15 protein-coding genes and 3 pseudogenes are annotated in these 14,212 nt (G+C 69.0%); 4 read left to right on the forward strand and 14 right to left on the reverse strand.

Going from position 1 to position 14,212, the window contains the following annotated elements:
- Window positions 1-146 precede the first annotated feature (146 nt).
- The gene (locus tag IE255_RS35435; RefSeq protein WP_229906740.1) at window positions 147-1,028 is read left to right on the forward strand and encodes a hypothetical protein; all 882 of its coding nucleotides are present in this window, start codon (window positions 147-149) and stop codon (window positions 1,026-1,028) included.
- 82 nt (window positions 1,029-1,110) lie between these two features.
- Here the strand turns inward: IE255_RS35435 and IE255_RS35440 are convergent, their stop codons facing one another.
- Complete coding sequence (locus IE255_RS35440; protein WP_229906741.1) at window positions 1,111-1,776, reverse strand: IS5/IS1182 family transposase; 666 nt, start codon at window positions 1,774-1,776, stop codon at window positions 1,111-1,113.
- Between the two features lie 73 nt (window positions 1,777-1,849).
- Entirely contained in the window at window positions 1,850-2,302 is a 453-nt protein-coding gene (locus IE255_RS35445; RefSeq protein WP_190054519.1) for a coiled-coil domain-containing protein, read from the reverse strand.
- Window positions 2,303-2,511: 209 nt separating this feature from the next.
- On the opposite strand from IE255_RS35445, the pseudogene IE255_RS35450 reads away from it, so the two are divergent.
- Window positions 2,512-3,596, forward strand: a pseudogene (locus IE255_RS35450) (FUSC family protein).
- Window positions 3,597-3,663: 67 nt separating this feature from the next.
- Here the strand turns inward: IE255_RS35450 and IE255_RS35455 are convergent.
- From IE255_RS35455 to IE255_RS35490, 8 genes and pseudogenes are all read right to left on the reverse strand, one after another.
- On the reverse strand, window positions 3,664-4,572 hold the full coding sequence (locus IE255_RS35455; protein WP_229906743.1) for a magnesium and cobalt transport protein CorA: 909 nt from the start codon (window positions 4,570-4,572) through the stop codon (window positions 3,664-3,666).
- A 1,013-nt stretch (window positions 4,573-5,585) separates the two neighbouring features.
- Window positions 5,586-5,851, reverse strand: a pseudogene (locus IE255_RS35460) (DUF4235 domain-containing protein).
- A gap of 2 nt (window positions 5,852-5,853) precedes the next feature.
- A complete protein-coding gene (locus IE255_RS35465) occupies window positions 5,854-6,318 on the reverse strand; it encodes a DUF3618 domain-containing protein (RefSeq protein ID WP_190054521.1) in 465 nt (154 codons plus the stop codon).
- Window positions 6,315-6,734, reverse strand: coding sequence for a phage holin family protein (locus tag IE255_RS35470; RefSeq protein WP_190054522.1), 420 nt, complete (start codon window positions 6,732-6,734; stop codon window positions 6,315-6,317). The genes IE255_RS35465 and IE255_RS35470 overlap by 4 nt, the downstream gene beginning before the upstream one ends.
- A 157-nt stretch (window positions 6,735-6,891) precedes the next feature.
- Entirely contained in the window at window positions 6,892-7,341 is a 450-nt protein-coding gene (locus IE255_RS35475; RefSeq protein ID WP_229906744.1) for a phosphatase PAP2 family protein, read from the reverse strand.
- 151 nt (window positions 7,342-7,492) lie between these two features.
- Window positions 7,493-7,786 (reverse strand): annotated as a pseudogene (locus IE255_RS35480) (YihY/virulence factor BrkB family protein); the annotation flags it as partial.
- Between the two features lie 178 nt (window positions 7,787-7,964).
- On the reverse strand, window positions 7,965-8,756 hold the full coding sequence (locus IE255_RS35485; RefSeq protein WP_190054524.1) for a GvpL/GvpF family gas vesicle protein: 792 nt from the start codon (window positions 8,754-8,756) through the stop codon (window positions 7,965-7,967).
- Window positions 8,753-9,160, reverse strand: a complete 408-nt coding sequence (locus IE255_RS35490; protein WP_190054525.1) for a gas vesicle structural protein GvpA — start codon at window positions 9,158-9,160, stop codon at window positions 8,753-8,755. The genes IE255_RS35485 and IE255_RS35490 overlap by 4 nt, the downstream gene beginning before the upstream one ends.
- Window positions 9,161-9,905: 745 nt before the next feature.
- Between IE255_RS35490 and IE255_RS40055 the strand changes: the two genes are divergently transcribed.
- A complete protein-coding gene (locus IE255_RS40055; RefSeq protein ID WP_267975619.1) occupies window positions 9,906-10,040 on the forward strand; it encodes a hypothetical protein in 135 nt (44 codons plus the stop codon).
- Window positions 10,041-10,142: 102 nt separating this feature from the next.
- Here IE255_RS40055 and IE255_RS35495 read toward each other — a convergent pair whose 3' ends face one another.
- Together IE255_RS35495 and IE255_RS35500 are read right to left on the reverse strand one after the other, a co-directional pair.
- Complete coding sequence (locus IE255_RS35495; protein WP_373309672.1) at window positions 10,143-10,499, reverse strand: GNAT family N-acetyltransferase; 357 nt, start codon at window positions 10,497-10,499, stop codon at window positions 10,143-10,145.
- Window positions 10,500-10,800: 301 nt separating this feature from the next.
- Window positions 10,801-11,163, reverse strand: a complete 363-nt coding sequence (locus tag IE255_RS35500; protein WP_190054526.1) for an STAS domain-containing protein — start codon at window positions 11,161-11,163, stop codon at window positions 10,801-10,803.
- Window positions 11,164-11,385: 222 nt separating this feature from the next.
- Between IE255_RS35500 and IE255_RS35505 the strand changes: the two genes are divergently transcribed.
- On the forward strand, window positions 11,386-11,832 hold the full coding sequence (locus IE255_RS35505; protein ID WP_190054527.1) for an ATP-binding protein: 447 nt from the start codon (window positions 11,386-11,388) through the stop codon (window positions 11,830-11,832).
- Window positions 11,833-12,220: 388 nt separating this feature from the next.
- Here the strand turns inward: IE255_RS35505 and IE255_RS35510 are convergent, their stop codons facing one another.
- Together IE255_RS35510 and IE255_RS35515 are read right to left on the reverse strand one after the other, a co-directional pair.
- The gene (locus IE255_RS35510) at window positions 12,221-13,648 is read right to left on the reverse strand and encodes an aldehyde dehydrogenase family protein (RefSeq protein WP_229906746.1); all 1,428 of its coding nucleotides are present in this window, start codon (window positions 13,646-13,648) and stop codon (window positions 12,221-12,223) included.
- A complete protein-coding gene (locus IE255_RS35515; RefSeq protein ID WP_229906747.1) occupies window positions 13,641-13,778 on the reverse strand; it encodes a hypothetical protein in 138 nt (45 codons plus the stop codon). Before IE255_RS35515 ends, IE255_RS35510 begins: the two co-directional genes overlap by 8 nt.
- Between the last annotated feature and the right edge of the window lie 434 nt (window positions 13,779-14,212).

Here is a 14,212-nt window from a genome sequence, read left to right on the forward strand (position 1 = left end):
TGGGCGGCAGGCTGCTGCGTAGATCATCTGTCAGCTCGAGTTTCAACCTCCGTGGCATTGGCACGGCTGGTCGATGGTGGGTTTGCTGGGGATGCGATCATGATCGAGTCGTGTTCATTCGCCCGTGAGGTGATTTTTTGAGGAAGGTGGCGCTGCGTTCCCACGCACTGTTGCCTCGGCAGTACGACCACCAGAAGGTCCTGGCGACCACAGTGGACGCCTGGGGCCGGGCTCTCTGGTTGATCTGCCCCAATGCGGAACTCCAACCAAGTTCGTTTGGCAGGGCCTACCCCCAGCCACGCACCCGGCCCTACGACGCGCTCCTCGTCATCAATAGCGGCGGCACGGTCCGGGAACAGCTCCTGCGTGGTGTGAGCTTGCGGGTGACCCGGTTGGATGCGTTGCCCAATGGCCGGTTGGTCCTGGAAGGCTCCGGTGACGCGAGGGAGCACAATGCTCAGATCTACGGGCCTGACGGCCGACGCCGCCGAAGCTTCGCCATGGGGCGTGCGGTCGAGTACCTGATGGCGGACCGGCGGCACCATGTATGGAGTGCCTACTTCGACGAAGGCGTCTACATCGACCCGATCAGCGCCGCCGGCCTGGTGCGCTGGGACAGCGGCGGCAACCAGCAGTGGGGGTACACGCCTCCGGAGGGCATCGAGTACATCGATACGGTCTATGCCTTCAATGTTGACGACGGTGTCGCGTGGGCCAGCTACTACCCGACTTTCCCGCTGCTTGAGGCCCGGACCGACGGTCAGATCCGACTACGGAGGACTCCCGTGGTCGCTCCTGCGGGCATGGCTGTGCACGAAAAGCAGATCGTCATGCTCGGCGGCAACCGGCAACCAGACCGCCTGCATCGTTGCCGCATGACAGAGCATGAGGCCCTACTGATAGAGGAAGCCTGCCTCACCCTCCCCAACGGTGCACCGCTCAAGCGGTACGCACGCCCTATCGGACGAGGCCGGCACTTGTACCTGCGTGGCACATCGCTCAGGCAGTGGTACGTGATGGGTATCTAGGCTGCTCCAAGTGCTCTTGGGTTTCGAACACTGGCACGATGTGGCAGCGCGCCTTTGTGTTCCCCAAGCCGTGGACCAGTGCTCAGCGGCTGACTTCGAGGTTCGTCAGAACGAGCAGGGCGCGCAGGAGTTGGGTGGCGTGGGCGGGGGCGGTGCGGAGCTTGGTGAGGATCCGCCAGTTCTTGAGGTGGGCGAAGCCGTGCTCGACGGGCCAGGATGTGGTCGTGGCGGGCGGCGGTGTTGTCGTGGGTGCGGCCGGGCCGAGCGGCGGATATCCAAACCAGGCGGCCCCTCTCGTCGGTGAGGGCGAGGAAGTGCAGCCGGTGTGGCGGTGCTTGCCGGAGTAGTTCTTGCGGTCGGCTCTCCCGGTGCGGCGCTGGGTATGGACAAGGGTGCCGTCAATCAGGACGACCTCCCCGCCCTGACGGCTGATCTTCCTCAACGTGCGGTCCAGGCGAGGGGCCTGCACGGCGAGCAGGACGATCCCCGCGTCGCGCCAGCGACGGACGGTGGACTCGGAGATGTAGTTGCCGCCGGCCATGTCGGCCAGGCGCTGGTCGTGGCGCAGTACGGCCAGGACGATCACCGCAATCTTCCCCGGCGGCAGGATCCGCCACCTGGACCGGATCGCCTTCAGATGGCGCCGTAGCAGGTCGGCGAGGTGGTTGACGGTGCGCGTGGACAGCGACAGACGGCACTGATAGACAAGCGGGCAGGTGTCCTCGGTGTGCTCTTTGGTTTTGGTCACACATTTCCAACAGCCGCCGGAGGCACTCTGGTTACGCCTGCTCAGCACCGCCCACGGGCAATGGCTTCCGTGGTCACAGCCGGGTGGTGAACCGGCCGTCGGGCTGTTTCCGTAGCCGGCCGCGGTCGACCAGTCTGACCAGTTTCCCGCGCAGCGGCTCCAGCTTGCTCCTCACGCTGACGTCCACCCCCAGCACCTCGCCGACCTGCCGGGCCATGACTGGACCGGCGGCCTGCCGCACGACGGAGAGAATGCGCTGGTAGTCCGGCGGAAGCATGGTCTCCTCCACGTCCGGCGCGCGGTACGGGATCATCATCACCGGCCGGCCACCCACCTTCCCAGGCGTCGGCGCGAACGCGGCCCGCTCCTCGGCGAGCTGCTCGCTCATCCGCTCCAGGGCCTTCTCAGCAACGGCGAGTTCGTCGCGCTCGGCCCGGACCTCCGCCAGCTGCTTGGCCAGCTGTTCTTCGAGTTCGTCTAGTTCCGCACGTCGCGCGGTGATCCGTTCCAGCAACTCGGGATCCATACACCGGATCGTAGAAGGCCGCTCACCCGCCGCGAGCGGAAAACCGGCAAGCCGCCCCGTGACGGACGATCTACGGCGCAGACTGCCGCCCACGACCAGCACGAGCACCCCGGAACACGGTCACACCAGCCCTGCTGACCTGAGGTTTTCAGGTTGGCGGAGGCTCACTGGGGCGCATCTGTCGTCCCTGGTGTGGCACTTGCTGTGCCATGGAGTGGACGGGTTGGGCGACAGGGGCGGTTCGGCGTGATGGCGGGGCTGCTGTGCGGGCGGTTCGGCGGGCGTGGCGGGAGCCTGGCCGTGAACGCGATCTGATGGTGCAGGCCGGCAAGGCGGCGCTGGCCGCCTGTCTGGCGTGGGCGGTGGCGGGGTGGTGGTTGCAGGCTCCGATGGCGTTCGTCGCTCCGTGGGTGGCCGTCGTGCTGGTGGAGTCGACGGTGTACCGGTCGCTCGCGCACGGTCTGCAGCAGCTGGCAGCGATCGCAGTGGGCACGGTGGTGGCGACGGGCGTCGCGTTGCTGCTAGAGAGCACGATGGTCACGATGGCTGTGGTGCTTCCGGCGGTGCTGCTGCTGGCGCAGTGGCAGCGCCTGGGCAGCCAGGGCATCTACGCCGCCACCGGCGCGCTGTTCGTCCTGACCGACGGGCAGGTCTCCCTGGCCACGTCGGGCGCGCGCATCGCGGAGACGGTCTTCGGCGCGGTGGTCGGCATCACGGTCAACGCGTTGATCCGGCCCCCGGTGTATCTGCGCGACACCCGCGCTGCACTCCAGGACGCCGCCCGCGAGGCGCAGGAGATCCTGGATGCGGTGGCCGAGGGACTGGCCGGCGGTGAGTGGGACACTCACACGGGTGGGGACTGGCATGGGCGCGCGCTGCGTCTGGGACGCCTGGTCGACCAGGCCCGTTCCGCAATCGGCTGGAGCCGCGAGAGCATGCGGGGCAATCTCCGCGGGCGCGGTACGGGTGCACTCTCGCCGCCGGGCCAGGCGTACGACGATGCACTGGCCGTACTGGACCATGTCGCCCTCGGATCACCGGCCCCTACGCCGACTTCCTGCGCCACACCGCACGCGCGATCGGTCTCTACGGCCAGACCCGGTTCGCAGGAACCGGCACTGAGCAGCCCGCCGACGGGGCCCTGCGCGAGGCTGTCGAAGAGCTCAACCGAAGCCTCGACGAACTCCACAGGCGGCTGCCCGGCGCCGTGCAGGACGATCCCGATGCACTGGCGACACACGGCGCGCTGCTGGCCCAAGCCCGCCGTCTGGCCGACCAGCTCGTCCAGGACTGACGCCTGCTAGGGCGGTACCGGCAGTGGCGTCGCCTCACCGCCGTCGGCCGACGGCGGTGCCCGGCGTTCACAGCCAGCCGTTGCGGCGGAAGGTCCGGTGCAGCAGGGCGGCGGCGCCAGTCATCACGGTGATGGCGAGCGGGTATCCGTACGCCCAGCTCAGTTCCGGCATGTGGGCGAAGTTCATGCCGTAGATCCCGGCGACGAGGGTCGGGGTGGCCAGGATGGCGGCCCAGGCGGAGATGCGGCGCATGTCGTCGTTCTGCCAGGTCCCCACCCGCGCGAGGTGGGCGTCGAGGGCGGAGTTGAGCAGCTCGTCCAGGGAGCGCACCTCGGTGTCGGTGCGGTGCATGTGGTCGGCGACGTCCCGGAAATACGGCAGCATCTCCTCCGGCCACCCGGCATGGGGGCCGGCGAACTCCTGCACCACCGGGACCAAGGGCTGGACGGCGTCGCGGAATTCCAGCACCTCACGTTTGAGGGAGTAGATCTCCTCGGTCAAATCGTCGCGGTCCGACGAGAACACGCGCCGCTCCAGCGCGGTCAGGTCGCTACGGACCCGGACGGCGGCCTCGGTGTAGGAGTCGACCACCGTGTCCAGGACTGCGTGCAGCACGGCGACGGGCCCGAACCGCAGCATCTGCGGGTCCTCACCGAGCCGCCGGGCCACCTCGCCGGTGGGGTCGGCCGAGCCATGACGAACGGTCAGGGCGAAACGCCGGCCGGTGAAGACCATCATCTCACCGGTCTCCACCTCGCAGCCGTCCTTGACGTACCACAGCGTCTTCAGCGCCACCGCCAGCACGTCCCCGTACCGCTCCCGCTTGGGCCGCTGATGCGCCTCGTCGGCGTCCTCGACCGCCAGCGGATGCAGCCCCAGAGGGCCCGCGAGTTCTTCCAGATCGCCTGAACCGGGGGCGTCCAGATGCACCCAGCAGAACTCGCGTTCCCCCACCCGCTTCAGACTGTCCAGCACCGCCGCACGGCCACCGTCGGCCTGTCGACAGTCCACCTGCTCCGGCTCGCCCGCTGACTCACGGTAGATGACACACCTCATTGTTCCCGCGTGCACCGTCGCAGCGAATGCATGCCTGCCGTCAAGCGAGGGGCAGCCGCCGGACATACCGTTCACACGCAACGGCCACGCTTCCTTCACGCGACCGGGCTTTCCATCTGGCCGGCGGGGCTACCCGGCGGAAGAAGCCGTCGTCAAGAGGAGTTGTCGTGGTCTTCGCCGCCTTCCTGCTCCCCCCAGGGCTGCTGTGCCTGGTACTGGCGCTGGGACGCTATGAGGAGTGGCTGCTCAGGCAGTCTGCGCCCCGGCAGTCCGCACGCCATGCCAGGACCAAGCGCCACCTGTCCCTCGTCCCGCGCACGGGCTCCGAGGCGGAGCCGATCGGCAATGAGTCTGGGCGTCGGCGGGTCGCCGACGCGGCATAACCGGGCACTGCAGCTGCTGGGTGATGGCTGTCCAGGGCTTCGGTCGGCGGGCACAACCGTCCCGCAGACCCGCGGTCCACGTCCAACGTCAGGCACCGAAGTGAGACCACCCCGCAAAGGCGTTGCTTCCGCTGACGCGGGGCGAACCATGACCGGCTAGTGAGGCCTCTCTGTGGGCATACCGCCGCCGCTGCTGCCTTGCCGCTGGCGCTGGGCCTCTGTGCGAGGCCCCAGCATCGCCTGCGCCTCACCCCGGCACTCGCCTCACGCAGCGCGTGGTCAAGGCGGTGTCGGGCATTGCCGAGTGGAGTTCGCCGATCCGCTCGTCTCCGGTGGGGTCAGTGTCCTGTCGGTGCGCACGGTCGTCGGCACTGTGGCGGAAGCTCACCCACCACCGGGCCAGCAACACTGCGGCGGTGACGGCCGCCGCGGCGAGGGCCGCCCATGAGCGGGGCGCGGTCACGGATTCCTCCCACCGGTTGGGGCCGGCTGTGCGGGCTGCTGCCAGCGGCACCCGGGGCGGGCGGGGCGCCGCTGGCAGAGGGTGTTTCAGCCGGGCCAGGTCCCGCTCAGGCGGCGGGTACCCGCGGCTCCCGCCCGGTCGACGGCGGCTTTGACCCCGGCGAAGATCGCGCCCTGCAGAGTTGCGGCGAGCAGAACCTCTTGCCAGGTGCGGTCCTCGTCGGTGGCGTCCGGGGCGTCCTCGTCATGGCCCAGCTTCTTCCACACCTGCTTGAACAGCCCGCCGGCCAGCACGCCGCTGAGTGCGCCGAGCGCCAGCCGACCGGCTTGTAGGCGACTTTCGATGCCGCCACAATCACCTCCTGCCCCGGCGGCGCAGCAGAAGCCAAGCGGCCACCGCCACGCTGCCGGCCACGATCAGCGCCGTGCGGTTGTCGCGGGCCACCTCGACGCCCTGCTGGGCTTTGGCACGGACCGGTTCGGGTGCCTTGTCCTGCCACACCTGACCGGCCTGTCCGGCCTTGGTCCTCACCTGCTCGGCGGCTGCGGTGGCCTTGTCCTTGACCGGGTCGGGCAGCTTGTCCTGCACCAGGTGCGCAGCCTCGGCAGCCTTCTCCTTGACCTGCCCGGTCAGCTCCGCGGCCTTGGCGCCCGCTTGGTCCTTCAGCGCGGTCGCCTTCTCCTGTGCGCGGGCCTTGACGTCCGTCTTGGCGGCCAGGTCCTCGACCGTCTCCCCGAGCTCCTGGCGGGTCTGCTCGACCTGTTCGCGCAACTGCTCGGGGCTGGAGGCGGTGGGCTCGTCGTGGGGCGGCTGGGTCATCGCTGTGCACTCTCCTTGATCTCGGCCACATCGGCCTTGACGCTGTCGATGGTCTGCTTTGGTGCCGGCGGTGCGGCCTGGCTGACCTCCTTCTTGCCCGTCAGGGCCAGCACGGCGGTGATCACGCCGAGGACAGCGGTGACGATCAGGGCCGCGGCCCACACCGGGAGGGGAACAGCCAGCGCCGCTATGGCGGTGGCGACCAGAGCCTGCAGCGTCAGGAAACCGACCAGACCGGCCCCGCCGAAGAGGCCGCCGCCCTTGCCGTACCGCTTGCCCTTCTCCTTCATTTCCGCCTGCGCCAGCCGCATCTCCCCGCGTACCAGCTCCGTCAGCTGCTGGGAGGCCCGCTGGACCAGATCACCCACCGGCTCCTGCGAGCCGCTCGGACCGCGGTGGGAATCCTGAGTACTCATAACGGATTGCCGCCTTTCTCAGCTGCCGGCAGTGGTCGTGTCTGGAGGGATGAGCAGGCGTGCGCCGGTGAACGACGCACGCCCCCTCGCCGTGCTCCCGGGTACCCGGGAGCGGACATACCATCCAGCCACCTGCGGTTTCGGTGGCTTGTGGCTGTCACGGCAGCCGGCGCAGGGCCAGGCGTGGAGCACGATGTACCAGGGCGGCTGCGGCCAGGCCGACCGCGGCGCCGACGGCGACGTCGGAGGGGTAGTGGGCGCCTGTGTGCACGCGTTCGGCGGCCACCATGACAGCCGGCACCGCGCACACCGCTCCCGCCCACGGCCACACCGCTGCCACCGCGGCACTGAACGCCACTCCCGCGGCGGTGTGCCCGGAAGGGAAGGACGAGGAGTCGGGGCGGTCATGGACCTCCGTGTGCGAGATCCATTCCTTCGGCGGCCGACGCCGATTCCACACGCGCTTGAGGACACCGTTCGAGGCCAGTTCCGCCACGGCCATGCTCGCCAGGCCGGCGGCTGCGGCCCTGCGCCCCCGCCACCCGGCTGCGGACAGGGCCACAGCGCAGCCCCACCACAGCTTGGTGTGCTCGGCAGTCTCCTCCACCGCCGGCAGGACCTTCCGTACGCGGCCCGACCGCCACGACGCCACCCACCGCGTCAAACGGTGATCACCCGCGCGAAGATCCGCCAGCACTCTCATGACCTGCGACTTCCCGGTCTGAGCAGCGCCTAACTCGACGACGCCGCCAGATACCTCATGCGAGGCGGCGCCGGTCTTCCTCGCTCCACGCACGGGTGTCGCGGGGCGGGACATAAGGCTCTTCCTCCTCGGGCAGACCGCCGGCGACGGCGCGCTGGCGGGCCATCTCCGCGTCGGACTCCAGGCCGAGCAGGATCGCGATGTTGCTGATCCACAGCCACACCAGGAAGACGATCACTCCGGCGAGGGTGCCGTAGGTCTTGTTGTAGGAGGCGAAGTTCGCCACGTAGAACGCGAACCCGGCTGAGGCGATCACCCAGATCACCAGGGCCAGGAAACTGCCCGGCGCGAAGCCGTGCACGAAGTAGCCACCCGTGGAACGTGCCTCCACGGCCGAGCCTGTAGAGCGGGTGAGCCTCACCGCCGAGGAGCTCGCCGCAGAGGTGATCGATACAGGGTCCGCAACGAGAAGATCGCAATCAGCTCGGGCAGGACTGAAGCCGCCCGCGCTGAGGCTTCGCAGCTGGTTACCCGTTGGTCGGCTGGGCTGTGTCGGCTCCGAATGCTTCCGCGGTGCTGCCTTCGGCCTGCTGCGAAGCGGAGGTGTCGACGAAGCTGTAGGGCGGCAGCGGGCCGTGGACCCGCAGCTCCAGGTGCGGGTGCTCCTGGCGGAGTCCGTCGACTGCGGTCAGGAACTGCTCCGCTGAACCGCGGTTCACGAGGAAGGAGAGGTTGGCCAGCCAGCCGGTGCTCTGCGGGCCGACGCTGACCGCCTCGGCCGTCGGCTCCAGCGCCTGCTGCAACAGCTCCGCGTCAGTCGCCTCACGCGCCTGAACAGCGGCAGTGACCATTTCCCCAAGCCGGACCTTCTCCTCGTGCGACCCGCCGCCGGCCTCCCGGTTCGCCTCCGCCAGCATCCGGACGTCGTCGTTGTCCGCCATCACCAGGTGCAGCACGGCCTCTTCGTTGTGGTTGGCCTTGACGTTGTACTCCGCCTTGCCGTCCAGTGCCGCCAGCCGCTCCAGGAGGTGCTCCGCCCGTTCGGCGAGCACCGTGGTCACCGTGTCGTCGTCAGGGGAGGCGCTGCCGAACCGCATTGGCAGTACCACGCCGTCCGCTCCGGCCGCATCCAGCACCCGATGGTGGGCGAGCAGGTCACGCCGCTTGGGCCGCAGTTCCTCGGGGGCCTCGCTGACGATCGCGGCCAGCTCGCCCTGGCGCAGCACGCGCACCGGCCGCGGTGGGTCTCCGATGCCGTCCATGTCCTGTGGGAGTGAGGAGTGTGAGGCGCGGATGATCCCGTAGACGTAGGTGCTCATCGCTCTGCCTCCCTCCGGCGTGCGGCGGGCCGGGCCCCCTGACGTTCCTTGCCCTCGTCGCGGGACTGCTGGAAGGCGTCGGAGATCGTTTCCGCGGCGCCGGACAGGGCTCCCTTGGTCTTGCCGCGGGCGCCGGACTCCGTGAGCTGCCCCGTGAGCTCCGTAAGCCCGGCCGGCTTGCGCGGCCCCGCCTCCAGATCGAGGCGGTTGCACGCCTCGGCGAAGCGTAGGTAGGTGTCGACGCTGGCGACCACGATCCGTATGTCGATCTTGAGTATCTCGATACCGACGAGGGAGACCCGTATGAACGCGTCGATCACCAGCCCTCGGTCGAGAATGAGTTCCAGGACGTCGTAGAGGCCGCTGGAACCTCCCCCACCGCTCTGCTGTGTCGCCACGGTCATCACGACCAGCCCCTTGCCGTCTGTTCTGCGTGGTCCCGTTGGCGCCGTCCCTCGCTGCGTCGCAGGCTTGCAGGTGCGAGTAGCCCCTACCACCTGCGATCAAACACATGCACGAGTCCTCGTCGTCGATGTCTACCGCTGCGGTTGGGTGCCCTTCGTGCGCACCGACCGCACCACAGGTCCGAGGCGAGGAAGTCGTAGCGGATGCCATGCCCGGTCAGCCTTCCGCCTGGGCCGGCCTGAAACGGACGCAGCGCCGCGCCCGGGTCCTGACCGGACGCGGTCACAAGCCTTGACCGGCAGGGGCGGCGCTGATCCACCGTTCCGCCAGTGGCTGGAGGCGCCATTCCACGGGGTGCAGGCTGGGCCGATGGTGTGATGCCGTGGGTACTGCCGTTGTTATGAGCGGTGATCGCACGTTGTGCTGGATGGTCGTCTCGGCGGTGGCGATCGTCGCGGCCGACGACGCGAGCGGATAGGTGTTCAGGGCGGCGAAGTCGCCCGGTAGAGGTGAGTATGAGCGGTGGGGAGAGACCGGTCTGGGCTGTGATGGCGGGGTTGGCCCAAGCCCTCGATCCGACGGGTGAGGGGCCGGATGGAACGTGGGAAGCGGCATGAACGCGGTGATGCGACGCCGCCGCCAGATGCGAGGACCCTGAGCGGATGCCAGTCTGGGCAGGGGACCGACAGCAAAGCCGGAGGTGCGGTCATGGGCGCAGAAGGGATGAGGCAGCGGGCCAGGGACATGGCTGACAAGCTGCGGCATATGGTGGGCCAGGGCGGCCACAGCGGCAAGGCACGCCACAAGGCTCAGGGGCGCAACAAACTCCTCGAGGAGCAGATGAAGAAGCTGCAGGAGCGGCGGCACCGGCATCGGTGATGGGCTGGCACGCACGGCTCTTTCCGTGCCGTCGGCACCACGGCCCGGCCGCCAAGCGCCAGTGCCGTACCGTTCCGCCGCAGTACTGCTGGCTGGTACCGCTCAACTACCGGCAGGGGCGACGACGGCGGACCGAAGGTGGGAGCAGTTCCCTCCCACGTCCGCCTTGGGGATACGCATCCGGCGTAGCAGATCGCGGGTGAGGCGATTGTCCAGCGTGGTGCGCCAGATGACATCCGGATACTGGGAGCGCAGATGCGACAGCGCCCTGGTGCCCAGCCCGCAGCCGCGGAACGGTTCGTCGAGGACGACATCGGTGACCACGCCCTCGGCGCACTCGTCGCACGTTCGGTAGGTCACCCGCCCGACCACCTTGCGGATGTGTACCAAGAGCAGGCACTCCTCACCCCCATCCTCCGGAGAGGGAGACGGCAGCAGCTCGACGCCGCGGTAGGCCAGAAGCCTGCGACGCCACCGGCCCCCTCGTCGTACAGAGCGCCGATGCCTTCCCTCGACCCGCCGCTGTGAGGCGTCACGACGCCAGGAAACGCGTCACTTCGCGCGCACGGCACTCCCCGGGGCGCACCGCGCCAGGCGGCCTGCTCCTCCACCCGAGCTTCGAGCTTGAACGCTGCCTTCCGGTGTCGTTGCCCCACACGGCCGGGCCACCCGCCTACGGCGCCACGTCCCTGCACCTTGCCCGCCGACCGCCGCCAAGGGAGCGCGCTTCCGGACCGCCCCGGGGCGCCGTAAGGGCTTTTCAGCCGGCCAGGGCCTCTTCGGCGGTGGAGTGGCAGGGGATGAGGGCGTCAATGCCGACGAGTTCCAGGACACGCTGGACGGATTCCTGCAGGCCCGCCAGGCGCAGCCAGCCGCCGGCGTCCTCGGCGGCCCGGTGAGCGACGATGAGCACGTTGATGCCGCTGGAGTCCATGAACGTCACACCGCAAAAGTCGGCCACGGTCCGCGGCGCTGGTGCTGCCTCCGGTGGAAGCAGAGCCTCCTTCAGGCTGTCACGGTTGTCGTGGTCGATCTCGCCTCGCAGGACGATAACCCGGATGCCGTCGACAGCCTGGTGGTCGATCGACAGACCGGGCCGTGCTGCTTCGTGGGTGTCTGTCACAACTTCCTCGACTGCGCTCGCTTACTGGGGATTTTTGATCCTGGCACAACGCTTCGCGGCCATCCTGCCCCAGTCCTACGGCGAGATACACCCCATACAGTCCTTCCTCCAAGACGGAGCGCGCATATGCGGCATAGTGCGGGGTACGCGCACGCAGCCGCGTGAAAACAGGGGACTGAAGGTGGAGCCGTGGAACCAGCCCCCGGCAGTGAGGGAAACGTCATGCCGGGCGCCGATGCGATAGAGACCGCCGTCGCCCTGGACGGCGACGGCTCCTGCATCGCCGAAGCCCGCCACCTCGCGACCGGCTTCCTCACCCGCGTCCGGACCGAGTACGGCCTGCCGGTGTCCGCGCGCGCCATGGACCTGACCCAGCTGGTCGTCAGCGAGCTGGTCACCAATGCCCGCAAGTACGCCCCCGGCCCCGTCCTGATGCAACTCCGCCTCGCCGGGGACCTGGTGGAAGTCGTCGTCTGGGACAGCGACCCCGTCCTGCCGGTGGCCCGAGCCGCCGACCCCGGCCGGGTCGGCCAGCACGGTCTGGAGATCGTCATGGCCATCTCCCAGGGCTTCGAAGCCCAGCGCGAGCCGGTCGGCAAACGCATCACCGCCCGCATTGCCCTGCCCGACGACCCTGGCGGAGCCATCACCGGACGCCGCCCCCAGTAGAGCAATCCGCAAACCGCATGCCGGTGCCGCAACAGCACGCCTTCACGTCATCGCAACGCCGCAGGACGGATTTGACCTGGTTCGCCGTGCGCAGGGTGGCGGGGAGGCGCCCGTCCAGGCGGGTCTGATTCCAGTTCATCTTGGTCAGAGCGAGAACTTCGGCTGCCAGTTCGCGTGGGTTCCGGGCGGGAATGACGGGTCTGATGCCGATCGGGCGCGGGATGTACATGCCGGGTAGGTCCGGTAGAACTCGATGCTCCCCGTCGCGTACAGCGCGAGTTCGCGTTCGCCGAGGACGGCGAGGGTGCCGCGCAGGGGCGGCGCGTCGCCGGGGCGGAAGGTGGCGGCCAAAGGGCGCCCAGCGAGTCGCACTCGTTACTGACGGCCGTCACCGCACATCGCCCAGGTGATTGACGCAGACGACCTTGGGCTGGGTCATCTCCTCGAAGGCAAAGCGCACGCCTTCGCGGCCCATGCTGCCGTACTTGAACCCGCCGAACGGCATGGCGTCAAACCGGTAATCGGACGAGTCGTTGATCATTACGCCTCCGGCCTCCAGCAGCCGGGCCGCGGACAGCGCCCGGTCCAGACGCGAGGTGAAGATGCCCGCGTGGAGGCTGTAGTCGATGGCGTTGGCCTGCTCGATGGCGTCTTCGAAGGACTCGAACGGCTGCAACACGACGACCGGGGCGAACGCCTCCTCCTGCCAGATCGTGCAGGTAGCCGGCACGTCTTCCAGGACTGTCGGCGCATACAGGGAACCATTGAGCTCGTTGCCGCACAGGAGCACCGCCCCCTGGGCCACCGCGGCGTCGACCTTCATCCGGGTGGCGCGCCCGGCCTCCTCGGTGATCATGGGGCCGACGTCGGTGTGCTCATCGAACGGGTCCCCAACGCGCAGCAGCTTGGTACGGGCGACGAAGGCATCACGGAAGGGCTTGTACACCTCGCGGGCGATCAGGATCCGCTGCGTGCCGATGCAGTTCTGGCCCGCGGCCCAGAACGCACCGGAGACACACGACTCCACCGCCGCATCCAAGTCCGCGTCGTCCATGACGATGACCGGTGCGTTGCCGCCGAGATCCATGGCCAGCTTCTTCAGGCCGGCCGCGCGGGAGATGGCCTCACCGGTGGCGAATCCGCCGGTGAACGACACCATGCGCACGTCGGGGGCGCTGACGATCGCGGCGCCTATGTCGGCACCGCCATTGAGGACTGTGACGATCTCTTCGGGCAGACCGGCCTCGATGAGTGTGTCGACCAGGCGGAGCGCGGACAGCGGCGTGTGTGCGGATGGTTTGAGGATCACCGAATTGCCGCCGGCGATGGCCGGGCCGAGCTTGTGGGCGACCAGGTTGAGGGGGTCGTTGAACGGGGTGATGGCGGCGATGATGCCGAGCGGTTCGCGGGTGAACCAGCCCTGCCGCTTCTCGGAGCCCTCGTAGGCGTCGAACGGGACGACCTCGCCGGCGTTGCGCCGCGCCTCGGCCGCAGACAGCGCGAGGGTGTTGACTGCGCGGGCGACCTCCTTGCGGGCCTGGGTGATGGTCTTACCGGCCTCGTTGACGATCAGTAGGGCGAAGGATTCGCCTCGCCGCTCGACCAGCCGGGCGGTGCGCTCCAGGACAGAGGCCCGGGTGGCGCGGGACAGGGCGGCCGCGGTGCTGCGGCCGCGCCTGGCCCGCTGCACGATGGTGCCGATGGCGGTGGCGTCGACGGTGCAGACCGAGGCGATGACCTCGCCGGTGTAGGGGTTGTGCACGGGCGCCATGCCGGTGCCGCAATCGATGCCCGGGGGCAAGACGGTCTCAGTCACGGTGGGTCTCCTGAAGAACGCGATCCAGGGGGCGGGTGTCGTCTTCCGCGTGCCGGCGCTGGAAGACGGCGATGATGTCCGACAGCAGGGCGAAGGTGGTCTCCGTCCGGCCGGCGCCGGGACCGGACACCGTGGCGGTGCCTAGGCGGTCGGTGTCACGGGTGGGGATCTGGTCGTACTCCCAGCCTTGGCCGGTGACGGCTCGACGCCCAGGGCCATGATGGCGTGCTCGAAGGTCTGCCGGTCCGGCTTGTAGCCTCGGCTTGCTGGGCGGTGATGACGTGGTCAACTCAACCCGGGTATCGGCGACATGCCATGCGATCAGGTTGTCGTCGGTGTGGGAGATGACGGCGACCCCGTGGCGGCTCTTCAGCGCCCCGGAGGGCCTCTGCTAAGCGGTGGTGGTCATACGGCCTCACCTCCGGGGGCGGCGATCCCTGCCGTGTTCTCGACGGAGAGCAGGGAGTCCTGCCGTCCGGAGCCGAGCCAGCGCACCAGGGCCACCAGGGCGAGGGCGAGGATCGCGCCTGCGATGAGCAGGGCGCTGATCGCGGTCACGCTGGG

Source organism: Streptomyces lomondensis, from assembly GCF_014651035.1.
GTDB lineage: Bacteria > Actinomycetota > Actinomycetes > Streptomycetales > Streptomycetaceae > Streptomyces > Streptomyces lomondensis.

Excerpts from the sequence above, each read along its gene's own strand:
- IE255_RS35505 (WP_190054527.1), top strand. The coding sequence starts at position 11,386 with ATGCCGGGCGCCGATGCGATAGAGACCGCCGTCGCCCTGGACGGCGAC.
- IE255_RS35445 (WP_190054519.1), bottom strand. The coding sequence starts at position 2,302 with ATGGATCCCGAGTTGCTGGAACGGATCACCGCGCGACGTGCGGAACTA.
- IE255_RS35490 (WP_190054525.1), bottom strand. The coding sequence starts at position 9,160 with ATGACCGTGGCGACACAGCAGAGCGGTGGGGGAGGTTCCAGCGGCCTC.
- IE255_RS40055 (WP_267975619.1), top strand. The coding sequence starts at position 9,906 with ATGGCTGACAAGCTGCGGCATATGGTGGGCCAGGGCGGCCACAGCGGC.
- IE255_RS35485 (WP_190054524.1), bottom strand. The coding sequence starts at position 8,756 with ATGAGCACCTACGTCTACGGGATCATCCGCGCCTCACACTCCTCACTC.
- IE255_RS35470 (WP_190054522.1), bottom strand. The coding sequence starts at position 6,734 with ATGAGTACTCAGGATTCCCACCGCGGTCCGAGCGGCTCGCAGGAGCCG.
- IE255_RS35465 (WP_190054521.1), bottom strand. The coding sequence starts at position 6,318 with ATGACCCAGCCGCCCCACGACGAGCCCACCGCCTCCAGCCCCGAGCAG.